Here is a 23,552-nt window from a genome sequence, read left to right as displayed (position 1 = left end):
CGCCACCGCCGCGTCCGCGAGCCCGCCGTCGCCGCCCAGCCCGGCGAGCGCCGGGCGCCCCGTGCGCTCCCGCGCGGCGCGCATGAGCCCGAGGTCGGGCGCGGCGTCCTCCGGCTTCGCGCGGCCCCCGCTCTCGCAGAGCACGACCGCCTCGTTGCCCTCGGCCGCGCAGTCGTCCGCCGCGGCCAGCCACTCCTCCAGCGTCGCCGCGCGCCCGCTCCGGACGATCCCCCGCTGGAGGACGACGGGGAGCCCGAGCCGGGCCGCGGCGCGGACGAGATCGGGGTCGCCCGCCCAGGCCGCCCCGACCACCACTCCGTCGGCGTGCCGGGCCACGGCGGGCAGGTCGGCCACTGTGGCGGGCTCCACCAGCAGCGGGCCCGTCCAGCGCGCCCTGGCCTCGGCGACCGCCCTGTCCCCCGAGGAGTCCGCCCTGTCCCCCGAGGAGTCCGCCGGCGTGTCCCGCGCGGTTTCCGCGCCGTCGCCGGGAGGGCCGCCGTCGCCGCGCAGGCGCAGCCAGCGGGCGTCCTGGCCCCCGATGACCACAACGGGGAGCCCGTCGCCGATCACGAGGTCGCCGATCCGTACGGCGTCGCGGTCGAGTTGGGCTGCCTTCGACATGTGGGCTCCTCCGTGGGCCGGCCCCGCGGAACCGGCCGTCTGCCATGGGGACTCGTTGAGATCGGGACTGGCTGAGATCGGACTTCCGAGAACGAAAAAGGCAGAGACGCTGGCGTCCCTGCCTCAAGCCGGCTCCGGATGGTCGCTAGCTCACCGTCACGCGACCGGCCCTCCCGGAGCCGGCCTCGTAAACGAGCTGTACCTACCCATAACAAGGACCTTAGCAGCGACGGGCCACGGCTCGAACCGATCTGTCTCGGATTCCGGGATCGCCGGTCATGGACGCGGTTGATCCCTTTGCCATCCGTGGGACGATTCATGGGTCCAGGAAGGGGTTCGAGTGTCGCGTGCGGAAGGCCGGCTCGTCGGAGGCCGGTACCAGTTGATGGAGCCGATCGGCCGGGGTGGCATGGGCGTCGTCTGGCGCGCCCACGACCAGTTGCTGGACCGCGCGGTCGCGGTCAAGGAGGTCCGCTACGACAGCGCCATGGGCGACGAGCTCAGCGACCTCAATCGCCGGACCATGCGCGAGGCCCGGGCCGCCGGCCGCCTCACCCACCCGAACGTGGTGTCGTCCACGACGTGATCGAAGAGGACGACCGGCCCTGGATCATCATGCAGCTCGTGCCGTCCCGCTCGCTCGGGCAGGTGATCAGGGAGGACGGCCCGCTGGCCCCCGAGCGCACCGTCGAGATCGGCCTGCAGATCCTGGACGCGCTGCGCGCCGCCCACCGCCAGGGCGTGCTGCACCGCGACGTCAAACCCGAGAACGTGCTGCTCACCGATGACGGCCGGGTGGTCCTGACCGACTTCGGCATCGCCAGGCTCGAAGCCGACTCCACCATGACCCGCACCGGCCTCGTCGGCACCCCCGCCTTCATCGCCCCGGAACGGCTCCGCGGCGAGGCCGCGCAGCGCGAGTCGGACCTGTGGTCGCTCGGCGCCACGCTCTACACGGCCGTGGAGGGCAAGCCCCCGCACGACCGGGGCATGGCGATGGCCACCATGCACGCCGTGCTGAACGACGACCCGGCCCCGCCGCGGCGCGCGGGCGCGCTGGGTCCCGTGCTGCTGCGGATGCTCGCCAAGGAGCCCGCCGACCGGCCCGGCTACGACGAACTGACCCGGCTGCTCAAGCGCGCGTCGCGGGATCTGTCCCCGCCGCCCTCCCGGCCCGCCGCCGCGCCCGCCGAACCTGCTTCGCCGCGGCCCGTGACGCCGGAGGCCCCGAAGCCGGAGGTCCGGAGCCCTCGGACGCCCGCCTCCCGTCCCGGTGCGGCCAAACCCTCCCGGGGCGCGGCGCCGTACCCGCCCGTGTCCTCCGCCCGCCGCGACAGCGCCCCGCGACGCCCGCGGAGCGCGACGAGGCGCCGGGCCCCGGCGAGATCACCTCACCCCTGCCGGTCATACGCGACGAAGGGGCACAGGAGCAGGAGGACGGCCCGGCTCGGGAAGAGGCCGGGAAGGCGCCGGCGGCCATGCCGGAGACCATGCCGGAGACCGGAGCGCAGGCCGCCCCACCCGCCCGTACGTCGCCCTCGACCGGCGCCCCCGCCGAGGAGAAGCCCGGGAAGGAAGGCGGTCCGGCGGCGGCGGACGCCCAGGACGGCACCACCAAGGTCGCCCCCGCCGTCACCGCCGGCACGGCCTCCGGCCAGGCCGGCGCGGCCTCCGGCCAGGAGGACCGCGAGGCGCCGGAGAGCTCGGCCGCCTCCGGGAAGACGCAGGATTCCGGCGCCTCCTCCGGCGAGCGGACACCCTCGGCCACACCGCCCTCGACCACACCGCCCTCGACCTCACGGCCCTCGGCGGCCTCCGGCGCGAGTGCGACCCCGAAGGGCGCCACTGGCGGGAGCGCCGCGTCGAAGGGCGCGGCGGGTTCGGCGTCGTCCGTCTCCTCCGGTTCCACGGGCTCCCAGACCGGCTCCGAGATCGGCGCCGCGACCGGCTCCGGGGGCGACAGCCGTACGGACCGGACGGGCGACCGCGCCGGAGCGGCCCGCGCCGAGACGCCCCGGTCCCTCGCGAACGACAGGTCCGCGCCGGGCGCGGGCGACGAGCGGCGCGCCGCCACGGCGGACCGGACGCAGGACGCCTTGGGCGCGGCCGGGATCGCCGGCGCCGGGAGCCCGATCGCCGGGCTGAGGCAGGCGCCTGCGACGGTGCCCCCGCAGGGCGGTGCGGCGTGGCACGAGGTGTCCACCACCGCTGTCCGGCCGCGGTCGTCGAACAGCCTGCTGAAGGTCGCGCTGATCCTCATCCCCGCGCTGCTGGTCGTCGCGGGCGTGGCGGGCTACCTCGGCCTGCGGGCGGGCGAGGGCGACCCGGGGGGCGACCCCTCCGCCGGGTCGGACGCGGCCCCGGCCGCGACGGGGAAGGGCGGCCAGAAGCCCTCCGCCTCGGCGTCCTCCTCGGCCGCGCCGTCCTCCGCCGAGCCGTCCGCGTCCGCCTCGGACGAGGCGACGACGTCCCCGTCCCCCGAGCCCTCCCCGAGCTCCGATGCCATCGGACCCGGGGATGTCCCCGAGGGCTGGCACAAGTACAAGCACTCGAGCGGGTTCTCCATCGCGCTGCCGAAGGGGTGGCACGTGGACGGCAGGGGCAACGGCGAGGTCCGCTTCCGCGGCGACTCGCACACCTACCTGGAGGTCCACCACACCACCAGTCCCGAGTCCGACGCGCTGAAGGTCTGGCGGCGTGATGTGCCCGGGATGAGCCGCAACTTCCCCGGCTACAAACTCATCGAGATCAGAGAGGTCAAGGGGTACTGGAAGACCGCGGCCGACTGGGAGTTCACCTTCGGCGACAGCCCGTACCGGTCACGGGTGATCGACCGCGGCTTCGTCACCGACAAGCACAACGGCTACGCGCTGCTCTACAAGACCCAGGACAAGGACTGGAAGAAGAAGAAGGAGCTCTTCGAGACCATGGCCGCCACCTTCAAGCCGGCGAAGTGACGCGCTCCCCCGCCGAGTGGCCGACGGCGGCGCGGGAGTCCGGTTCAGCGCCCGGCCGCCGACCGCCCTCCTCCGTCGGTGGAAAGCCGGGCCGGGCTCCCGCCGCCCTGCCCGTGTGAGCCCGTCAGCCTGCGGTGGAGCGTGAGGACGGCCGCGAGGAGAACGATCGCGCCGATGTCGAACAGGATGCCGGGTGTCGCGCCCGCCCTCACCGCGACGGGCAAGGCCGCCATCAGGCCGAGAAAGACGGACTTGGTGACGATTGCCGTCACCGCCGCCGGAACCCTGACCGCCGGGTGGAACGCGGCCCAGACGAGGGCCGCACCCAGGGCCCCCTGCAGGATGCCCCGATGCTGGAGCAGCGCCAGTGCCATGGGGTCGGACGGCGGCGAGATGCCGTAGGAGAAGTCCAGCGCCCTTCCCGGGGCGACCAGGGCGAGCGCCGGGAGTGCCGTGACCACTCCCAGGATCACCAGGACCCCCCGAACGGTCCGTTCGATCGTCAGCGCCATGAGAACCCCCGGTCGTGGGGCCGGATGGGAGGAACACCGGGCCGCCGCTCCCGGCCCGCCCTTGCTCCGGGCGACCGTTCGCGGCGGTCCTTCTCCGGCCCGAGGCGGCCGGAAGCGATCACCACTCCCTCCACTGTACGAGCCCGCCTGCGAACACGCGGCGGCGAAAACTCCGGGACGACGGGGAGCTCAGCCGGAGTGGCGGGCCTGCTCCAGGTAGGTCACCAGGCCGGCCGTCCGCTCGGCCGGCCAGGGCAGGCTCCGGCCGATCTCGGCGCTGTTGTCCCGCCACATCCTGCGGGCCGCCGCCCTGGTCCGCTCTCCTTCCGGTCCGTCCGGATGGAACCCGCCCGCCAGCGCGTCCCAGCGGCGTACGAGGTCCCGGGCCCGCTCGTCGTCCGCGGGCACGCCGGTCTCCATGAGCCGCAGCCCCTCCTCGACCAGCCCCGTCCACTCGCGCTTGGCCGCTTCGACGCCCTCGCCGCCCAGCGCGTCCCTGCGCTCGGCCAGCCGCTCGCGCTGCTCCGCTGTGAAATACGTCTCGAACACCGACATCAACTCCAAGGTGGTCATCAACCGATCCGGATCGGGGCCGGACGAGTCGCCGGTCTGCCAGAGCAGCCCGCGGATCCGCTGACGCAGCACCCCGATCAGCTCCGCGTGCTCGTCGAGCCTGCGCAACTGCGCCGTCAGCAGATCGCGCATCGACCCGGGGTCGTCCGCCGCGCCGTCGAGGACACCCGCGATCTCCTCCAGCGACAGGCCGAGCGCCCGCAGGGCGCGGACCCGGTACAGCCGCCGCAGGTCGCGCTCGGTGTAGCGGCGGTGCCCGGCGGGCGTACGCTCGCTCGCGCTCAGCAGCCCGATCTCGTCGTAGTGGTACAGCGCGCGCACCGTCATCCCGGTCGCCCGCGCCAGCTCGCCGATCGACCATCGCCGCCCGGCGTCGTCTGCCCCGATCACGTGCGAAACGCTACGACCTCTCCCAACGGGAGGTTCAAGCCACGCCCGAGCGCGCGATCGGACCCCTCCCCCAGGCGGGGACAGGAACTCGCCTGGCTACACTGCGGCTGCGAGTGGTCAGCGGCTCTCACCCGCGCACGACACGAAAGGCACAGAACACATGGTCGACCGCGACGCCGTCGCCCTCGACGACCCGGTCGGTGAGTCGCTCCGCGGCCATCACGCGCACCTGGCCCGCCGGCTCGGCCGGGCGGCCGGTTACCTGCCGGAAGTCGCGACCTTCTCCACGGTGTCCGCCGACCCGGACCCGGCGGAGTGGGCCGACCTCGCGCGGTTGCTCGGCCGCGGCGAGTTCGCGGACCTGTTCAGCTGCCCGGCGACCCCGCCCGCGGACTGGGAACCGGTCTTCACTCTCGACGGCTTCCAGATGATCTGGCCCGCGGGCGGCCGCCCCGGTCCTGCCGAGCCCGGCTCGGACATGGTCGAGCTGGGCGTCGGCGACGTGCCCGAGATGCTCGATCTCACCGCGCGGACCGGCCGGGACCGTTCTGGCCCCGGACTCTCGAACTCGGCACCTACTTGGGTATCCGCGAGAACGGCGTCCTGGTCGCCATGGCGGGCGAACGGCTCCGCCCGCCCGGATGGACCGAGATCAGCGCCGTCTGCACCGCCCCCGAAGTCCGCGGGCGAGGCCATGCCTCGCGCCTCGTACGCGCACTGATCACCCGTATCACGTCCCGGAACGAGCGCCCGTTCCTCCACGCGGCCGAAGCCAACGTCAACGCGATCGCGCTCTACGAGCGGCTCGGCTTCGTGGTCCGCAAGCGCGTGACGTTCCGCGGGTTCCGTACGCCATGACGGTATACGCCGCCGAAGCCGCCGCCGGGGTCAGCGGGAGTAGTGCTCGACCACGAGCTGCTCGTCCACCGGGACCACGATCTCCTCGCGTTCCGGGCGCCGCAGCAGGGTGAAGCGCAGCCCCCGGTGGTCGACGTCGAGGTAGGGGGCGATCCGCTCGTCCGCGTACGTGCCCTCGGCGGCGGCCGCGAACGGCTGCATCCGGGACAGCCGCACCTTCGGTCCCGTGTAGCGCATGACGCCCTCTTTCCAAGTTAGGCAAGCCTTACTAAGGTGAGCCTAACCTACTGTCGAGGAGCTCCCCATGCGCCATCCGGTCACCGCCGTCCCGGTCCCCGAACGCGTACGCACGCTCGCGGCGCTGGCGGCGCCCACACACGTCTCCGTCGCCGGGTCCGGCGTGTCCGCGTCCGCCGCCCGCGGCGGCGTGGACGGCAGAGGCCGGCCGGTCCTGCTGGTCAAGCCGGGCGAGACCCTGTACGCCGCGCCCGCGGAGACCCTGGTGACGGTCGACCTCACGGCGATCAGGGAGGTCGGCGGGGTCGAGCGGCCCCGCGCCCTGCTGAAGGTGCGAGGGTGGACGCAGCCCGTGCCGGCGGCGGAAACACGCGCCGCCGCGGTCGCCATCGCGGAGGCGTGCCCCGACGAGGACCTGTTCGCGGCCGTCGAGGGTGGCGGACCCGCGCTGCTGCGCGTCGACGTCTGCCACGTGATCTACCTGAGCGGCCAGGAGTCCGGCGTCCTCGACGCCGAGAGCTACCTCGCCTCGGCCCCCGACCCGTTGCTCCCCCTGGCCGAACGCATGGTGCGCCACGTCAACGAGTCGCATGCGGGGCAACTGAGGGAGGCGGCGGAGCGGCTGACGGGGGAACCCGCCCAGGAGGTGTGGCTGTGGGAGCTGGACCGCTACGGCGCCACGTTGCGGCCGGGGCCAGGCCACCTGGTCAGGGTCCCCTGGCCGGCGCCGGTCGCGACGCCCGCGGCACTCGAACGCGCCCTGGCCTGCCTGCTGTCCCAGTGATCTGGGAAACGACGATGAAAGTTGCAGGTCCATACGAAATCGTCCGCAGGTCAGAGCCTTGCGGACCGCCTGGGCGTTGACCGTCCGGCATGGCGAGGAAAAGGATGCGGCTCGACCTGCGCCCGGAGAGGGCGACAGCGCGACCGCTCGAAGGAGCTCCCCATGCACGGCTCGCTCACCCGCCGGCGGCGCGCCGGCCTGGCCCTGCTGACGTCGGCGGCGCTCGCCGCCGCGTCGGCCCTCGTGGCGGCGACGGCCGTCACCGCGCCCGCCTCGGCCGCGACCTCCGCCACCGTGACGGTGAACACCGGCACGAGCCTCGGCACGATCCCGGCCGCCGGTCACGGCGTCAACGTCGCCGTCTACGACGGCAACATGAACAGTTCCCCCGTCTCGGGTCTGCTCCGGGACGCCGGCTTCACCGCCGTCCGCTACCCCGGCGGCTCCTACGGCGACATCTACCACTGGAAGACGCACACCACCGAGGGCGGCTACGTGGCCCCGGGCACCGACTTCGACACCTACGTCAGCACGGTGCGCTCGGCCGGCGCGCAGCCGGTCGTCATCGCCAACTACGGGACGGGCACCGCCCAGGAGGCGGCCGACTGGGTGCGGTACGCCAACGTCACCAAGGGGTACGGCGTCAAATACTGGGAGATCGGCAACGAGGTCTACGGCAACGGCCACTACGGCTCGGGCTGGGAGCAGGACAACCACGCCGACAAGAGCCCGAAGGCGTACGCGAACAACGTCCTCCAGTACATCTCGGCGATGAAGGCCGTGGACTCCTCGATCAAGGTGGGCGTCGTGCTCACCACCCCCGGCGGCTGGCCGGACGGCGTCGTCGGTTCGGGCGACAGCGCGGACTGGAACAACACGGTCATGTCCATCGTGCAGGACAAGGCCGACTTCGTGATCATCCACTGGTATCCGGGCGCCACGTCGGCGGCCGACAGCCTGACGAAGGTCTCGCAGATCGCCCCGATGGTGAGCACGGTCCGCTCCCTACTCGCGAAATACGCCGGGAGCAGGGCGTCGAGCATCGGCATCGCGGTCACGGAGGCCAACCTCAACTACCAGCTCAACAGCGCGACGACGGCCCTGGGCGCCGCCGACAGCTACCTCACCTGGTTCGAGAACGGGGTGATGAACGTCGACTGGTGGAGCCTCCACAACGGCACCAGCAGCAGCCCGAAGACCAACGACGACGGGACCCCCGACTACAACGACTTCGGCATCCTGTCCTCGGGCAGCTCCGGGGAGCCCCCGGTGAACACGCCGCTGCCGCCCTACTACGGCCTGGCCATGGTCGGCAGGGCCGGATCGCCCGGTGACACGCTGGTCAAGGCGTCCTCGTCCAGCTCGCTGCTCGCCGCGCACGCGGTGAAGACCTCCGGCGGCGTCAACGTCGTGCTCGTCAACAAGGACCTGAACAACTCCACGACGGTCTCGCTGTCCTACTCCGGCTTCTCCCCGGGCGGCGCGGCCACCGTCGTGCAGTGGCGCAAGGGCGCCACCTCGATCAGCACGAGCAGCGCGTCGTCCGCCACCTCGATCACGCTCCCGCCGTACTCCATCACGGTCCTCAAGGCGTCCGGCGGCGGCACCGTGTCCCCCTCGCCGTCCCCCTCGCCGTCGGCCTCCCCCACGCCCGGCGGCTCGGGGTGCTCGGCGACGTACAAGGTGACCAACTCCTGGCCGGGCGGCTTCCAGGCCGATGTGACGGTCACGAACACCCGCACCACCGCGATCTCCGGCTGGACCGTCGGCTGGTCGTACCGGAACGGCCAGACGATCAGTTCCTCGTGGAACGCCGCGGTGTCCCAGTCGGGCGCCGCCGTCACCACGAAGAACGTGAGCTACAACGGCAGCCTGGCCGCCGGAGCCTCCACGTCGTTCGGCTTCACCGGGAACGGCACCGGCGACGTCCCGGCGCCGATCTCCTGCACCACCGGCTGACCCCGGCCGCGCCCGCCCGTACGCAGGTGCGGGCGGCGCGGCCCCACCACTGCGGGCACCGGCCGTCAGGGCCGGCCGTGATCGAGCGGTGGATGGACACGGGCATGACCATGGTCATGGTTCCGATGGACGATTGCATCCGATCCGAATCGCTCTAGGGTCGAGACCATGGCGCGTTTCGACTGGCTTCGCGACGCCGACCGGCCGTTCCTTTTCAACCTCGTGTTCTGGACGATGACGGCCCTGCTGACCACCGGCCTCGCGCAGGCGGCCGTGACCGGCGCCGTCGCCCCGCTGCAGTGCGTGCTCTTCGGCGCCAACCTGGTGCTGGTCGCGGCGCTCTGGCCGGCGCTGCCGTGGAGCCGGGCGAGGGGCCGCCTCTGGGTGGGGCCGCTGTTCCTGGCGGCGACGCTCATGATGGGCGTCACCGGTGTGGCCTCATACCACATGCCCCTGATTCTCGTCGCGGTGGCCAACCTCGCGTTCCTGTACGGCATACGCGTCGCGACGATCATCCTGTCCTGCGTCACGGTCGTGTGCGCGATCATGCCCCCGCTCGTGGGCTCGACGATCGCCGACGGCCTCATCCAGGCCGCCGGGATGGCGGTGTTCTCCGCGTTCGTCCTGGGCATGGCGGCGTCCACGCTGGAGGCGCGGCACAGGCGGGAGGAGGCCCAGGGGCTGCTGGAGCGGATCAGGGAGCTGGCCGTCGCCGAAGAGCGGGCGCGGATGGCGGCGGAGATGCACGACTCGGTCGGCCATCACCTGACCGTCGTCAAGATGGGCCTGGAGAACGCCGAGCGTTTCCGCGAGCGCCGCCCCGAGGCCGCCTGGGCGGAGGTCCGCCAGGCCAAGGAACTCACGGTGGAGGCGCTGGCCGACGCGCGGCGCTGGGTGCGCGCGCTGCGGCCGCTCGCGCTGGACGGCCGCGTCGGCAGCGCCGCGCTCGAACGGCTCGCGGCGTCGTTCGACGGCACCGGCATCAGCGTGACCTTCGAGGTGCGGGGCGAGGAACGGCGCCTGGAGGCCGACACCGAGCTCGTCCTCTACCGGGTGTTGCAGGAGGGGCTCACCAACGCGCTGCGGCACGCGCGTGCGGAGCACGTGCACGGCACGCTCACGTTCGGCGACGCCCAGGTGGCGCTCGTGGTCAGCGACGACGGAACGGGCAGGGACGACCGGTCGCGCGGCGGCTTCGGGCTGGCGTCGCTGGCGGATCGGGCCAGAGCGCTCGGCGGCACGCTGACCGGCGGCAACAGGCCGGGCGGAGGGTTCGAGCTGCGCGCCGAGCTGCCGCTGGGGGTGCGGGCATGACGGCGGTCAGGGTGGTGCTGGTGGACGACCAGGCGCTGCTGCGCCAGGGGCTGCGGAAGCTGCTGGAGGTCGAGGACGGCATCGAGGTCGTGGGCGAGGCGGCCGACGGCTACGAGGCGCTGCGGGTGATCGGCGACCGCCGCCCGCACGTGGCGCTCGTGGACATGCGCATGCCGGGCATGAACGGCGTGGAGCTGATCGTCCGCCTGGCCGCCGAGCATCCGGAGGTGGCGGTCGTCGTGCTCAGCACGTTCGATGAGGACGAGTTCATCTTCGGCGCGCTGCGCGGCGGCGCGACCGGCTACCTGCTGAAGGACTGCTCGCCGGAGGAACTGGTCACGGCCGTGCACCGGGTGAGCCGCGGGGAGACCGTGCTGGGCAGCCCGGTCGCGGCCCGCCTGGTCGCCGAGTTGCGGCACCTGCCGGTGAGCCCGGTCGCCTTCCGCGGGCAGGAGTTGCTGTCGGCCCGCGAGGTGGAGGTGGCGCGGATGGTCGCCGCCGGGGCCGCCAACAGGGAGATCGCGGCGCACCTGTCGATCACCGAGGGCACGGTCAAGAACCACGTGTCCAGCGTGCTGCGCAAGCTGGGCCTGCGCGACCGCATCCAGCTCGCCCTGCACCTGCGTTCGTGACCCCCGGAACAGCGGCGCTCCCCTGCCGGGGAGCCGCCGGAACGGGTTCACCAGGAGGCGGGCTTGCCCTTCTGGAACAGCCACACGTCGAAGAACGCCTTCAGGTCCATGCCCGAGACCTTCTCCGCCGCCCGGATGAAGTCGGCGGTGCCCGCGTTGCCGTACCGGTGCTGCGCCGCCCAGTCCTTGATCAGCGCGAAGAAGGCGGCGTCGCCGATCTTGCCGCGCAGCGCGTGCAGCGTCATCGCGCCGCGGTTGTACGGCACGTTGCCGAACATGTCCTCGGGGCCGGGGTCGGCCGTGACGATCTGCCAGAACGACGAGCTCGCCGCCCGGCCGTAGTTGCTGGAGCTGTTGAACGTCTGCTGCGCGGTGGCGCCGCCGGTGTGCTCGGTCCACAGCCAGGTCGCGTACGTCGCGAAGCCCTCGTTCAGCCAGATGTCGGACCACTTGCCGACGCTCACGCTGTCGCCGTACCACTGGTGCGCGAGCTCGTGCGCCATCGTGCCGACGCCGGGCGCGCTGGAGAAGATCGGCTTGGTCTGGCTCTCCAGGGCGTAGCCGACGTTCGGCGCGCGGTCGATGATGGCGCCCGCCTGGTTGAAGGGGTACGGCCCGAAGATCGAGGAGAAGTAGTCCAGGATGTCGGGGATCCGGGCGACGGCCGCGGCCGACTGGGTCACCAGGCGGGGGTCCACCGCCGTGTAGACCGGGATGCCTCCGGGAGTGGTCGTCTCGTTGACGACGAAGTTCCCCAGGGTCACCGTGGCGAGGTAGGTCGCCATCGGCTCGGCCGAGTCCCAGACGAACGTCGTCGTGCCGTTCGCGGTCGTCCTGGACACCAGGCGGCCGTTGCCGACCACCGTGACGCCCTCCGGGACCGTCGCGTGGAAGGTGAACGTCGCCTTGTCCGCCGGGCTGTCGTTGGCCGGCAGCCACGCCGGGGCGCCCTGCGGCTCGCCCGGCACGAAGGCGCCGTCGTCCGTCGGCACCCAGCCCTCGATCGAGCCGTCGGGGTCGGTGACGACCGGCGGCGTCCCCGCGTACGTCACCGTGACCGTGAAGGTCTCCCCGGTCTTGAGCTTCGGCCGCGGGGTGACGACGAGCTCCTGCCCGTCCCGCCGGTAGGCGGCCGGGTGCTTGCCGACCTTCAGCGACGTGATCTGCGGGCCGCGGAAGTCCAGGTCGAACTGGTCGAGGTCCTGGGTGGCGACCGCGGTGATCACCGTGGTGGCGTCCATGACCTTGGTGGCGGGGTCGTAGGAGAACGTGACGTCGTAGTGCCGCACGTCGTAGCCGCCGTTGCCCTGGTCGGGGAAGTACGGGTCGCCGAGCGAGGGGGCGCCCGCGGAGTAGCGCGGCTCCCCGGGGTCCCCGGGAGCCGCGAGAGCCGTGGTCGCCTGGGCCGCGGTGAGCAGCGCGGCCGCGAGGGCCGCGCCGCCGAGCCGCGCCGCCCGACGCGAACGGGACGATGTCATGAGAGTCCTTTCACGGGACGGGCGGCCGGGGCCGGCCGCCCGATCCGGTTCTTCGCGTGAGATCAGGCGACGACGGAGCGGAGCGGGATGCCCGCCGCGCCGAGGTCGCGGACCAGGTCGCGGACGAACGGGTGCTCGTCGGCGGACAGTCCGTCGGGGTTCGGGATCGTGATGTAGGACGAGCCGTCCGCGGACGCGGTCAGCGCCGTGTCCGTGTAGCGCTCGACCACCGCCTGCGCCCGCGCGAGGTCGGCGTCGGCCACCTGGATGACGATCGGCCGCCACTCCCCGCCGAGGTTCGGCGGCTCCTCCGCCGTCGCCGCGGCGCTGCGCAGGGACTCCGTCTCCGGCCGTGCCGAAGCGATGCGCTGCTTCGCCTGGGGCGCGGCACCGCCCGCCGGGTACAGCAGCGCGTTGGCGAGGAGGTGGATGCCGTTCTCGTTGTACGCCCTGAACAGCGGGTTGTACGCGAACAGCACGGCGTGTCCCGCCCCGGTCGGCTCGTCGACGAGAGAGGCCGTGCCCTTGAGCGCCTCGGCGCCCACCGTGTAGCCGTTGGACCAGAACGTGTCATCCGAGGGGTAGGTGAGCACGTTCACCCCGGTCTGGCTGGGGTTGAGGATCGGGTCGCCGTTGTTGAACTGGAAGTCCTCCGCCGGCCGGCCGAGCGACACCGGGCTGCCCTGGGCCACGTCCACCCGGAAGTGCGAGCCGATGACCTGGTAGCCGGTCGGCTTGGCCTTCTCGGTCGTGGAGGTCAGGCCCGCGGACCTGGCGACCCGGGTGCCCTCGTTGCGCAGCCCGACGTACGTGCCGCCCGCGGACACCCACTGCCTGAGGTTGGCCAGGCCCTGCGCGGTCAGCCCGCCGTTCGCGCTGCTGCCGTCCGGGACGAGCAGGACGGTCCGCTCGGTGAAGGCCGGGGTGTTGCCGTTGATGTCGGCCGTGGTCACCGGCGTGAGCCCGAGGCCCCAGCGGTCGCCCAGCACGTAGCGGGCCTCGCCGTACGAGCCGGAGGTGGTGGAGACGCCGGTGCCGGCGAACAGGCCGACGTCGGGAGTGTGCAGCGCGGCGCCGGAGGCCGGGGCGGCGGCGCCCTCGACCGTCACGCCGAGCGAGCGGGCCAGCTTGTCCAGCTCGCCGCGGTTCGTCGCCGTGGCGGGCAGGCTGACGACACCGGTCCGGTCGTCACGCGTGAGCGGCACGCCCGCGCCGAGCAGCCGGAAGGTCAGCTCGGACGCGGCGGCCGAGTCCATCGGGTAGGAGTACGACCCGCCCCGGGGCGCGGCGGAGGCCACGCCGCCGTCGATGTCCCTGACGAGGTCGGCCTTCGGCGACAGCACGTCGCCGGTGGAGATGGTGTTCACGCCGGAGAGCAGCGGGTTGCTCCACGAGGAGACGTCGTAGAAGTAGGGGAACGGGACGTACGGGTCCTCCCCCATGACCGCCTGGATCCAGTGCTTCTGCGGCTGGTCCATCGGGATCCAGTAGGCCCCCTCGGGAACCGTCACGTCACTGGCCGTCCGGCCGCCGAAGACCCGCGCGGAGGGCACCTTCACGGGCTTCTTCACCCGGTAGACCTCGACGTCCATGCGGCGCAGCCGCTCGACCAGCCGGCGCACGTCGCCGAGCTGCCGGTCGGGCAGCAGGAAGTACGACCGGATGGTGATGCCGGGCACCGGGAACCGGACCGTGTTGGTCGGCTGGACGACCTCGTTCGGCTCCAGGGTGCCGGCGGCCCCCTCGGCGAGCGCGGTCCGCCAGATCGAGTAGTAGCCGTTCAGGACCTCGCGCCGGTTGTCGGCGGCCCAGCCCGTCGTCGCCCACTGGGTGTTGAACTGCTGCTGCACCCGGTCCTCGACCGCCGACGAACTGCCCTTCTCGAACGTCATCCCGGCGGCGCCGAAGCCCGCGGCCGGGACGCTGTCGCCGTAGCCCATGTAGAACAGGTCGTACGTCGCGTAGTTGAAGTAGCACTCGGTGGTGACCGCGCCGCCGCAAGCGCCGTTGTAGCCGAAGCCCGCCGCGTTCGCCGCGCCGATGCGGTTGATCCAGTTCACCGGCTGGTCGGCGATCTCGTGGTGGATCGGGTCGGCGTTGGGCGGGAAGAAGTACTGCCGCCCGCCCATCTCGTGCGCGTCGACGAAGACCTGCGGCGGGTACTGACGCAGCATCTCGATCTTGCCGTCGGTCTCCGGCTGTGTGCGGGCGAACCAGTCCCGGTTGAGGTCGAAGCCGTACTCGTTCTGCCTGCGGCTCGCGTCGCGGCCGTCCGGGTTCTGGGTCGGCACGATGACCGTGACCAGGTTGTCGTTGCGCTTGGCCACGTCGCAGGACAGGCCGCTCGCCAGCTCGTACAGGGTCTTGAGCGCGGCGTCGGCGCCGCTCTTCTCACCGCCGTGCACGTTGCCGGCGATCCAGACGATGGCCGGCGAGTCGTCGGCGATGCGCGCCGCCTTGTCCGCCCGCAGCGACCTCGGGTCGCGCAGCGAACGGATCTGGTCCGCGATCTTCTTGAGCTGCCCCGGGACCATGTTGTGGGAGTTCGACACGATGGCGTACGGCAGGTCCTGGCCGGTCACGCTGTGCGCCACGGTGCCCGTGACCACACGGTCCGAGGCGCCGCCGACCGCTTCCACGTACTTCTTGATCTCTTCGGTCGTGAGCACCCGGGGCTGTCCCTTGCCCAGGGGGAAGCCGAAGAACTGCTCGGGAGCCGGGACCTTGCCCAGGTGGGCGTTCGGGTCGGTGCTGCACCGTTCGGGCGCCTTACGCGCGTCGGCCGGGTCGGCCTGCGCGGGGGACGCGGGCGTCAGCGTGAGCGCGGCCGACACCAGGACCGCGACGCCGAGCGCCATGCCGTAGGGGGATCTTCCGCACAACGTCGTGCGTAACCGCATCTCGCCTCCAGGCGGGGGGGACGGGGGGATGTCTCGGGGGGAGCACCCGTCCGGGAAACGACAAAGTCACTGCGGACAGTATTAGAAGGGAATAAACCGGACAAGACGCCGCGAAATATAACCACATCCGGATGGAAACTGTGAGCAATGGCGTTTCCGCATGTCAATGTGGCATCTTCTGACCGAATCGTCCTTTTATAACGTCCGATAACAACTGGGCATCGGGTTCGCCCGCTTCGGCCGATGGTCACGGCCCGCCCGCGCCCCCGAGCTGTCGGTTACGACGATCCGCCGGCCGTCGTGGCCCCTATCACGGAGATCCGGGCGAGGGCAGGAATCAGGTCTTCGCTCTCTGTGGCGGTCAACTCCAGGGCCGCCCTGTCGACAAGGCCGCCGTTCCCCTCGGCCAAACCGCGCAGGCAGTCGGCGGCCGCCTTCTTCATCCGGCCGACGGCCTTCGCCCACAGGTCCTGACCCTGCGGATCCGGCACCCGGAAGTAGGCGCCGGCCTGCCGGGTCAGCCGGTCGACAGCGGCGCACACCGTGCGGAAACGGGCGTGGTCGGGCGGATGAGAGCGGGAAGCATCGCGGAGGCGGAAGTGAACATCCACGAAGCCGTCCACCAGCTCCAGGCCACCGTGGAGAAGCCATGACTGCGCCTGCAGCCTCCGCATCTGCGGTGCCGGATCCGGCCGGTCGGTGCGGACGAGGGCCTCGATGACGGCGCCAGGGCGCCTCTGCTGCCGGTGCTCCTCGGACGCGGCCGACAGCGTCGCGAAGACCGCGGTGGTGAATCCCAAACTGATCACCGTGACGGCGGCGACGGCGGCACGGCGGGTACGGAGGCCACGGCGAGGATCCCCGGGCGCCGGGACCGCGCCGGGCGATTTCCGCCGACGCCACCGCGGCACGGCGGCGAGCGGGATGACCGCGATCGTCGCGGTCATCATCGCGGCGACCGACGCGTAGAGCAGTACGCCGGAGAAGGTGTCCCAGGCTGCGCCGGGCCGCCACGCGCAGGACTCCGCCAGCGTGCTGAGTGGCGGCACGCATCCGTCCGTCGCCAGGAGCAGGAACACCCCGGCGCCACCGACCACCATGGCTGCGCCGGCGCTGACAAGCGCGACGAGGAGCCGGTAGCGACGGGCCAGCACGGCCGTGACGACCGCACTGGCCGCGACGGCGGCCACAAGGACCAGTGCACACCACGCCGCGTAGACGAGGACGAATTCGTCGTCCGTGCGCCACGCCTCCCGCCCCGAGTGCATGGACGCCATGACGACCGCGAACGCCCCCCAGCACACCACGCCGCCGAGCGCGGAGACGAGCAGTGGTCCCCGCAAGCCGGGAACGTCCTCCCTGATCGAGTCCGGCGCCTTCGCGTCACCCAAAGCCCTGCTCACCCAGCCCGGGATGCTCCTGGCCGGGCCGGCTCCCCAGGCGAGGAGCGGGACCAGCCACAGGGCCTGCACGGCCCATGCGGCGGACGGCGTGGTGACGACAACGGTGCTGAGCAGAGCCACCGGGACGGCGAGCGCCACCAGGAGGCCAGAGTGGTGACCGGTGGAACCGGGGACGAGTATCTCCATCCAGGCGCTGGAGGAGAACGGCCAGCCGTTCGCGATGGCGCGGTCATTGCTCTTCCACCAGGAGAGCAGCGTGAAGAAGAGCAGCCAAGTCGCCGGCAGGACCAGCAGCATGCCAATCCGTAGCGGCCCCCACCGCCATGTCCTGATCCAGATCCGGGCGCATTGGGCGGTCCACCATGTCACCACAGCCGCGGCGAGGACGATGAGTAGCAGGGACTCGATGTGAGACGGGGTCCACTTGTTGACGGCCAGGCGGTTCGTGGTCAGCTCACCCACGGCCAGGCCTGCCCCCAGCCACAGTCCCGCCCCCAGCCCGGTGGGAACCCGGCGGGAGGTGAGAACGGCATGGGTGGCCGACCGCCACACGGCCACACCCATGACGGCGGTCAGGACGGCGGCCGCCAGCGGCACCGTCGCGCCGTCGGCCCACCCACTGATCCATCCGGAGGTGTTCGCGTTGACGAGTTGATGGATGAGGAGCCACGTGGCGGCCCCAGTGAGGAAGAACGGCAGTGCCTGCAGGCCGAACAGCGCGGCCGGCTCGGTGAGGGACCGAAGGCGCAGGTCCCAGCGTGGATGGGTGCTCCACAGCTGGGTGAACTTCGCGAGCGGCCGGTTGCGCCGGCTCCGGACGGCCGCGGCCCTGCGTCTCCATGCCTCGGTGTCGCCTCCCCAGGCCAGCGCATCCAGGTCCGCGTAGATCTCGCGGCTGCGTAGGACGTCCGCTCGCGCCAGGTGGACCAGCGCCACCATCAAAACCATCAGCAGCACGTTCCGCGTGCTCACCGGAAGCTCCCCCACCCGGTATTCGGGTGCGTCCCGAGCACGCCCATCACCGTTTTGACCAGGTAGAGCGGCATCACCACGACGATGAACACCCGCCAGAGCGCGACGGTGGCATACGTGATGACCACGTCGCCGTTGCGGATGTGGGCGAGTTCGTGAAGCACGACGGTGCGGAAACCCTGCGGATCGGTGGATCGGCTCACGACGAGTCCGTCGTTCAGGCACACCGTGTAGCGTCCCGGCCGGCCGAAGGTCACCGCGTTCGCCCCCGCTTCGCCGGAAGCGACGACGAAGCGCGGGGCACGGGCCAGCCCGGCTGTCGCGACGAGGCCCTCCAGTTCGGAGCGCAGGTCGCCCCCGCCGTCCACCGTCTCGACAGGAACGACCCGGCTGGAGCGCCCCTTCCAGGCCGGCAGTCCCCAGAACAGCACCGCGGAGGCGGCAACGAACAGGAGCACCCAGAGGAGGCGCCACCACCACGGCACGCCCGAACCGTAGCGGGCGAAGCACGCCGCCAGGGCGTCCCGCTGGTCGAGGAGGACAGCCATGTTGGGGAAGAACTCGCCGTCGACGGTGTCCAGCCCCGCCGCGTACGGGCAAGTGCCGGCGCGCCCGGATCCCTCGACGTCGGACATCATCCCGAGCCCGCTGCTCAAGATCAGAATGAGCAGCAGCACGAAGCGCATGGTCGTCCCCGCGCTCAGGACACGCTGATCCACCCGCAGAACGAGGGACGCGGTGACCCCGGGGCCGCCCGGAAGGTCAGGCATGCGGAGCCGGGAGGCCGCCGGTCCCGTCGTCCTCGGCTTGTCCTGCCTCGTCTCCCGCCACGCCGGACGGAGGCTGATCCAGATCGCGCAGCGCCGACCGCACTACCACCGCGTCCGCGATTCGTTCCGCCGCCGGCAGGTCCAGACCGTGGCGCATGCCTACCTCGATCACCCTACGTCGCAGGTCGGCCAGTTGCTCAGGGGTCAGCGGGGGCAGCGTCAAGGGCTCTTTCGGCCGGTGGAGGATCCTGCGAAGTCCGGCCCTCCCTCTCCTGACCGCGCCGTCGACCGCCGCGTCCGCGGCACGGCGTGCCGTCTCCTCCAGTGCCAGCCACACGATGGGCGTCAGCAGTGTGACGATGTCTCCCAGGCCGAACCCGAGAGGTTCATCCGACCGGTCTCCTCGTTTCAGCCGTCGCAATATGGTTTTGTCGTCGAATCGGCAGAGCCCATCGAGATAGGGCAGCTCCTCAGGAGCTACGTCGGTTATTACATATCGGACGATGTCCCGTAACTGATAACGGCCTGCCGTATTCACCCGCCCTGTCCCCATGTCATCAGTCATGTCACCATCGTATGACCCGCGCAGATGCCGCCGGGGAACACGATGACACCGATATTCAGAAGAGACGGAAATCGTTTTTACCCGTCCCGGCTGCGAGCGCCCAGCAGAGCTGTCCGGCCGCCGCCATCCCTTCTCGGCTCACTCCGGCATGACAAATTCGGGACGGTACGAGCGACCCAGCGCGCCGGCGTCACGAATCCGGCCCGAGCAGCGCGACGCAGGCCGCCGGAAAGCCCGGGCCAGCATCCTTATGAGGACGTCCCCTTCACCGGAATTCCCCACACGCGGCCGGGGCGGGCGTGGGCCGGGCTGTGGGAACATTCAGGGGGTTTCTAGGAGGACAGGGTGGACGAGGAGCGTCGGGTGGCGGGCAGGTATCACCTGCTCGAGCCGATCGGCCGCGGAGGCATGGGCGTGGTCTGGCGTGCCCACGACGACCTGCTCGATCGCACGGTGGCCGTGAAAGAGGTGCTCTACCACCCCACCTCGGAAGAGGACAGGGAGACGTTCAACCGGCGCACCATCCGCGAGGCGCGGGCGGCGGGCCGCATCGACCATCCGAACGTCGTCGTCGTCCACGACGTGATCGAGGAGGACGGCCGCCCCTGGATCGTGATGCAGCTCGTGCAGTCGCGGTCGCTGGGCCAGGTGCTGCGCGAGCAGGGCGCCCTCCCGCCCGGCCGGGTCGCCGCGATCGGCCTGCAGGTGCTCGACGCGCTGTGCACCGCGCACGCCGCGGGAGTGCTCCACCGGGACGTCAAGCCGGAGAACGTGCTGCTCAACGGGGAGACCCGGGTGGTGCTGACCGACTTCGGCATCGCGACGATGCCGGAGGAGGCCGCGCTGACCATGACCGGCGGCATCACCGGCACCCCCGCGTTCATGCCGCCCGAGCGGCTGAACGGCCACCCCGCGACCCCCGAGTCCGACCTGTGGTCCCTCGGCGCGACGCTGTACGCCGCGGTCGAGGGCAGGACACCCTTCGACCGCAACTCCCCGGTGGCCACGATGGCGGCCATCCTGCACGACGACCCGGCCCCGCCCCAGCGGGCGGGCGCCCTGACGCCGGTGCTCGAAGGCCTGCTGCGCAAGGACCCGGCCCGGCGCATCGGCGCGGCCGAGGCGGCCGCCCTTCTCAACGCCGCCATGGCGGCCGGACCGGCTCCGCCGCATCCGGGCCGGAGCCCGGTTCCCGTAGCGGCGCACCGTCCGGCCCGCCGCAGCCTTCCGGCCCGTGGCCGCAGACCGCCTCCGGCTGGAACAGCGTGGACAGTGCGCCGTCCATCCCGGCGCAGCCTGGGCAGCCCGGGTCCTGGAGTCAGAGCCCGGCCGGCCCCCCTCAGCCGTACGGTGCCCAGTCGTACGGCGGCCCGCACCAGTCCGGCGGATCCCCCTCCTGGCCCGGAGCCGCCACTTATCCGGGGCCGACCGGCCCGGGCGGCGGCGCGGGTGCGGCAGGCTACCCCACGAGTCCGGGCGGCCAAGGGGCCCAGATGGGCCACCCGGGTTCCGGCGGCCCGGCCGTTCCACCGGGTGCGCATCCTGGCGCGTACGCCGCGCCGGGTGCCCGCCCCGCGGCGCGCGGCTCCGCGACCAAGGTGACCCTGCTCGTCCTGTTACCGCTGCTGCTCGTGGCCGTCGTCGCGGGCGGCTGGTACGGCTACAGCACACTGGCCGGCAGCGGGACCGTCGCCGAGGACCTCACGCCGTCGGGCGCCGATCCCACCTCGGATTCCGATCCCACCACGGGGGACACCGGCACCTCGGGGGACACCGAGCCGAGCGCCTCCAGCGAGCCGTCCACGCGGCCGTCGGATGAGTCGACGGAGGAGCCGTCGGAGGAGCCGTCACCGGAACCACCCACGCCGACGGCGGCCACGCCGCCCAAGGGGTGGAAGACCCACCGCGACTCCCTGGGCTTCTCGATCGCCCTGCCCTCCGGCTGGGTCCCGTTCAAGAGGGAGGCCACTCGCGTGCGCTTCCATGACCCGAGCGGGCGGGACTACCTGCAGGTCGACTTCACCCCCTGGGAGACCACGGACCCGGTGGCCGCGCTGCGCACGGTCGAGGCGGCCTCGACCAAGAAGGGATACCTGCGCGGCTACGAGCGCATCGGCCTCGCCTCCGGAAGCTACCTCGGTGTGCCCTCCGCCGACTGGGAGTTCACCCACATGACCGACGCCGGCAAGGTGCGGGTGCTCGACCGCGCCTTCCGGCTCGACGACGGCCGCTGCGTCGCCCTCTACTGGCAGGTCGCCGACTCCCGATGGACTTCCGGTTTGTCCTACTTCAACGCCTTCACGCGCACCTTCCGGCCATAATAACGATTCGGTGAAGATCCGCAGGTCAAGGGGGATTTCGCCCCAGAACAGTAACGATGTCGCATGCGTTCGCCCAAGACGGGTAGCGCGACAACCATGGCTGAAGCGCAGACCTCCGAACGTGTCGTGGCAGGACGCTATCGCCTGATCGAGCCGCTGGGGCGGGGCGGCATGGGCACCGTGTGGCGAGCCGTCGACCAGGTGCTCGAACGGGAGGTCGCGGTCAAGGAGCTGCTCGCGTCGGCCGAGCTCACCGGCCCGGAGCGGGAGGTCTTCACCATCAGGACCTTCCGTGAGGCCAGGGCCGCCGGGCGGTTGAGCCATCCGAGCGTCGCGGCAGTGTACGACGCCTTCGAGGAGAACGGCTACCCCTGGATCGTCCTCGAACTGATACCGTCCCGGACGCTGGGATCGGTCATCCGCGAGGAGGGCCCCCTGCCACCGCGGCGGGTGGCGGAGATCGGGTCCCAGGTGCTGGCCGCGCTGCGCGTCGCCCACGCGAACGGGGTGCTGCACCGGGACGTCAAACCCGACAACGTGCTGCTCGCCGACGACGGGCGGGTCGTGCTGACGGACTTCGGCATCGCCGCGATGGAGGACGACTCCCCGGTCACCCGCACCGGCATGCTGATCGGCACGCCGGCGTTCATCGCCCCGGAGCGCGCGGCGGGACGGCAGGCGCAGCGGGCGTCGGACCTGTGGTCGCTCGGAGTGACGCTGTTCATGGCGGTCGAGGGGCGCTCGCCGTTCCACCGGGGTCACGCGCTGGCGACGCTGGCCGCGGTCATGTACGAGGATGCGGGCCCGATGCACAACGCGGGGCCGCTGGCACCGGTGATCGAGGGTCTGCTCATCAAGGACCCGGACCGCAGGATGAGCGCGGACTACGCCGCCCAGCACCTGCACGCCGTGGCCACCGGCCAGGTGACCGGCCCGGTCGTGCCGCGCCCGCGGCAGCCGCCCCGGCTCGCCCGCCTGATGCCCATCTTCGACACCGCGCCTTCGGCTCCCATGTCCACGCCCGTGCCCCTCCGCGAGGGCACCCCGACGCCGGTCCCGGTCCCCGTGCCCGTACCGGCGGGCCGGCGCCGCAGGCCCTGGGCGCTGGCGGCGGGCTCCGGAGCACTCGTCGCCTTCGTCGGGCTGGCGGCCGGCGCCGTCGCGTTCGCCACCGCCAGGCTTCCGGCCGACCCGAGGGGGACCGCCGTGGTGAGCACGCCCACGGTGACGGTCTTCGCGACCAAGACCGCCGACCCCAGGACCGCCGAGACCGGCAAGCGGACCGAGAGCCGCGATGCGGAGAAGACGGCCCCCCAGCCGGTGGCGAAGCACTCATCGCGCGCCTCCGGCACGGATCGCGGCGGGCCCGCGGACAGGTCCACCGGGAGATCGTCCGAGAAGTCCGACAAGGGGAAGTCCGAGGAGAAGCACACCGGGGGCCCGTCCCAGGGTGCGGGCAAGCCCAAGGAGTCTCCCCCGGGCAAGCACTCGGGTAAGGGATCCGGCGATGGGCAGCCCTCCACGTCCAAGCCCGGGAACGGCGGCGGAAGCGCGCCGTCCCAGGGCAAGGGTGGGGGCCAGGGAAAAGGCGAGGGCCAGGAGGCCACCATTGACGACACCGGTGACCTCCCCGACGGCTACACCCAGCCGGAAAACGACTGGGAGGCCTGACTCCCGGATGCGGCGGAAGGCTCCGCACCGCCATCGGTGACGTCCCCGGCGCCCACTTCCGCGAGCCCCCCGGGGATTCACCTCGGTCTGCCCGCCCGACGCGCCCGGGCGACACCTCCATCAGCCGCGCCTGATCGTCCCTACGACCTTCGGCGATACCGTCCCGTCCGCCGCGACGATCACTGCTCGACGATCAGGTCGACTCGCATGGTGCCGCGGGTGGCGTTGGAGTACGGGCACACCTGGTGGGTGGTCTCCACGAGGTCGTGAGCCTCTGCCGAGGAGAGGCCGGCGGGTGGCCGCACGCGCAGGACGGCGTCCAACTGGTAGCCGCCCTTGCCATTGGGGGACAGCCCCACCTCGGCCGTGACCGACGCGTCGGAGGCGTCCAGGTTCTTCCGGCCCGCCACCAGTTTCAGCGACGTCGCGAAGCAGGCGGCGTAGCCCGCCGCGAAGAGCTGCTCGGGATTGGTGCCGTCGCCGTTGCCGCCCAGTTCCTTCTGCATCGCGAGCTGGACGTCCAGTTTGCCGTCCGAGGAGGTCGCCCGTCCGTCGCGGCCGGTAGAGGTGACCGTCGCCGTGTAGATGCGCATGCGTGCTGCCTTTCCCGTGGAACGCCATTGCGGACCGATCGG

General features: G+C 72.0%; 20 protein-coding genes and 2 pseudogenes. 12 read left to right on the top strand and 10 right to left on the bottom strand.

The window, feature by feature from the left end:
* A pseudogene (locus B1L11_RS29570) lies at positions 1-621 on the bottom strand (hypothetical protein); the annotation flags it as partial.
* Between the two features lie 340 nt (positions 622-961).
* On the opposite strand from B1L11_RS29570, the gene B1L11_RS45750 reads away from it, so the two are divergent.
* From B1L11_RS45750 to B1L11_RS52280, 3 genes and pseudogenes are all read left to right on the top strand, one after another.
* Positions 962-1,207 carry a hypothetical protein gene (locus tag B1L11_RS45750; protein WP_143737640.1) on the top strand — a complete coding sequence of 82 codons (246 nt, stop codon included), beginning with the start codon at positions 962-964 and terminating at the stop codon, positions 1,205-1,207.
* A gap of 29 nt (positions 1,208-1,236) precedes the next feature.
* Positions 1,237-1,692: pseudogene (locus tag B1L11_RS55275) on the top strand (serine/threonine-protein kinase); the annotation flags it as partial.
* Between the two features lie 407 nt (positions 1,693-2,099).
* Entirely contained in the window at positions 2,100-3,578 is a 1,479-nt protein-coding gene (locus B1L11_RS52280; RefSeq protein ID WP_079318360.1) for a hypothetical protein, read from the top strand.
* Positions 3,579-3,622: 44 nt separating this feature from the next.
* On the opposite strand, the gene B1L11_RS29555 is transcribed toward B1L11_RS52280, so the two are convergent.
* Positions 3,623-4,090, bottom strand: coding sequence for a hypothetical protein (locus B1L11_RS29555; protein ID WP_179155381.1), 468 nt, complete (start codon positions 4,088-4,090; stop codon positions 3,623-3,625).
* Positions 4,091-4,279: 189 nt separating this feature from the next.
* The gene (locus B1L11_RS29550) at positions 4,280-5,053 is read right to left on the bottom strand and encodes a MerR family transcriptional regulator (protein WP_079318358.1); all 774 of its coding nucleotides are present in this window, start codon (positions 5,051-5,053) and stop codon (positions 4,280-4,282) included.
* A gap of 160 nt (positions 5,054-5,213) precedes the next feature.
* On the opposite strand from B1L11_RS29550, the gene B1L11_RS52275 reads away from it, so the two are divergent.
* The gene (locus tag B1L11_RS52275; RefSeq protein WP_256863006.1) at positions 5,214-5,774 is read left to right on the top strand and encodes a hypothetical protein; all 561 of its coding nucleotides are present in this window, start codon (positions 5,214-5,216) and stop codon (positions 5,772-5,774) included.
* A complete protein-coding gene (locus B1L11_RS54200; RefSeq protein ID WP_306291723.1) occupies positions 5,666-5,911 on the top strand; it encodes a GNAT family N-acetyltransferase in 246 nt (81 codons plus the stop codon). The genes B1L11_RS52275 and B1L11_RS54200 overlap by 109 nt, the downstream gene beginning before the upstream one ends.
* A gap of 30 nt (positions 5,912-5,941) precedes the next feature.
* Here the strand turns inward: B1L11_RS54200 and B1L11_RS29540 are convergent, their stop codons facing one another.
* Positions 5,942-6,148, bottom strand: coding sequence for a hypothetical protein (locus B1L11_RS29540; protein WP_256863005.1), 207 nt, complete (start codon positions 6,146-6,148; stop codon positions 5,942-5,944).
* Positions 6,149-6,215: 67 nt separating this feature from the next.
* Here B1L11_RS29540 and B1L11_RS29535 point away from each other — a divergent pair, with 67 nt between their 5' ends.
* The 4 genes from B1L11_RS29535 (at position 6,216) to B1L11_RS29520 (ending at position 10,837) form a co-directional block, all read left to right on the top strand.
* Positions 6,216-6,932 carry a DUF2470 domain-containing protein gene (locus B1L11_RS29535; protein WP_079318356.1) on the top strand — a complete coding sequence of 239 codons (717 nt, stop codon included), beginning with the start codon at positions 6,216-6,218 and terminating at the stop codon, positions 6,930-6,932.
* A 162-nt stretch (positions 6,933-7,094) separates the two neighbouring features.
* Positions 7,095-8,891: a cellulose binding domain-containing protein gene (locus B1L11_RS29530; RefSeq protein WP_079318354.1), complete on the top strand. Its 1,797-nt coding sequence runs from the start codon at positions 7,095-7,097 to the stop codon at positions 8,889-8,891.
* A 168-nt stretch (positions 8,892-9,059) separates the two neighbouring features.
* Positions 9,060-10,205, top strand: a complete 1,146-nt coding sequence (locus B1L11_RS29525; protein ID WP_079318340.1) for a sensor histidine kinase — start codon at positions 9,060-9,062, stop codon at positions 10,203-10,205.
* Positions 10,202-10,837, top strand: coding sequence for a response regulator transcription factor (locus B1L11_RS29520; RefSeq protein WP_079318338.1), 636 nt, complete (start codon positions 10,202-10,204; stop codon positions 10,835-10,837). Before B1L11_RS29525 ends, B1L11_RS29520 begins: the two co-directional genes overlap by 4 nt.
* A 47-nt stretch (positions 10,838-10,884) precedes the next feature.
* Here B1L11_RS29520 and B1L11_RS29515 read toward each other — a convergent pair whose 3' ends face one another.
* The 5 genes from B1L11_RS29515 to B1L11_RS45735 all read right to left on the bottom strand — a co-directional run bounded on the left by B1L11_RS29515 (position 10,885) and on the right by B1L11_RS45735 (position 18,925).
* Positions 10,885-12,315 carry a M1 family metallopeptidase gene (locus B1L11_RS29515; RefSeq protein ID WP_079318336.1) on the bottom strand — a complete coding sequence of 477 codons (1,431 nt, stop codon included), beginning with the start codon at positions 12,313-12,315 and terminating at the stop codon, positions 10,885-10,887.
* A gap of 62 nt (positions 12,316-12,377) precedes the next feature.
* Positions 12,378-15,215, bottom strand: a complete 2,838-nt coding sequence (locus tag B1L11_RS29510; RefSeq protein ID WP_218671392.1) for a M14 family zinc carboxypeptidase — start codon at positions 15,213-15,215, stop codon at positions 12,378-12,380.
* A gap of 278 nt (positions 15,216-15,493) precedes the next feature.
* Complete coding sequence (locus B1L11_RS29505; RefSeq protein ID WP_143737637.1) at positions 15,494-17,590, bottom strand: hypothetical protein; 2,097 nt, start codon at positions 17,588-17,590, stop codon at positions 15,494-15,496.
* Complete coding sequence (locus B1L11_RS29500) at positions 17,587-18,276, bottom strand: M48 family metalloprotease (RefSeq protein ID WP_179155380.1); 690 nt, start codon at positions 18,274-18,276, stop codon at positions 17,587-17,589. Before B1L11_RS29500 ends, B1L11_RS29505 begins: the two co-directional genes overlap by 4 nt.
* A 76-nt stretch (positions 18,277-18,352) precedes the next feature.
* Positions 18,353-18,925, bottom strand: a complete 573-nt coding sequence (locus B1L11_RS45735; protein WP_143737636.1) for a hypothetical protein — start codon at positions 18,923-18,925, stop codon at positions 18,353-18,355.
* A gap of 345 nt (positions 18,926-19,270) precedes the next feature.
* On the opposite strand from B1L11_RS45735, the gene B1L11_RS29490 reads away from it, so the two are divergent.
* The 3 genes from B1L11_RS29490 to B1L11_RS48750 all read left to right on the top strand — a co-directional run bounded on the left by B1L11_RS29490 (position 19,271) and on the right by B1L11_RS48750 (position 22,917).
* Positions 19,271-20,527: a serine/threonine-protein kinase gene (locus B1L11_RS29490; RefSeq protein ID WP_079318326.1), complete on the top strand. Its 1,257-nt coding sequence runs from the start codon at positions 19,271-19,273 to the stop codon at positions 20,525-20,527.
* Positions 20,524-21,246 carry a hypothetical protein gene (locus B1L11_RS29485; RefSeq protein WP_143737635.1) on the top strand — a complete coding sequence of 241 codons (723 nt, stop codon included), beginning with the start codon at positions 20,524-20,526 and terminating at the stop codon, positions 21,244-21,246. Before B1L11_RS29490 ends, B1L11_RS29485 begins: the two co-directional genes overlap by 4 nt.
* A gap of 96 nt (positions 21,247-21,342) precedes the next feature.
* Positions 21,343-22,917, top strand: a complete 1,575-nt coding sequence (locus tag B1L11_RS48750) for a serine/threonine-protein kinase (RefSeq protein WP_218671391.1) — start codon at positions 21,343-21,345, stop codon at positions 22,915-22,917.
* A 179-nt stretch (positions 22,918-23,096) separates the two neighbouring features.
* Here the strand turns inward: B1L11_RS48750 and B1L11_RS29475 are convergent, their stop codons facing one another.
* Entirely contained in the window at positions 23,097-23,510 is a 414-nt protein-coding gene (locus tag B1L11_RS29475; RefSeq protein ID WP_079318320.1) for an organic hydroperoxide resistance protein, read from the bottom strand.
* Positions 23,511-23,552 lie beyond the last annotated feature (42 nt).

The sequence above is a fragment of the Microbispora sp. GKU 823 genome (assembly GCF_002027145.1).
In the GTDB taxonomy this organism is placed as follows: domain Bacteria; phylum Actinomycetota; class Actinomycetes; order Streptosporangiales; family Streptosporangiaceae; genus Microbispora; species Microbispora siamensis.
This window is presented reverse-complemented; position numbering and strand designations above follow the sequence as displayed.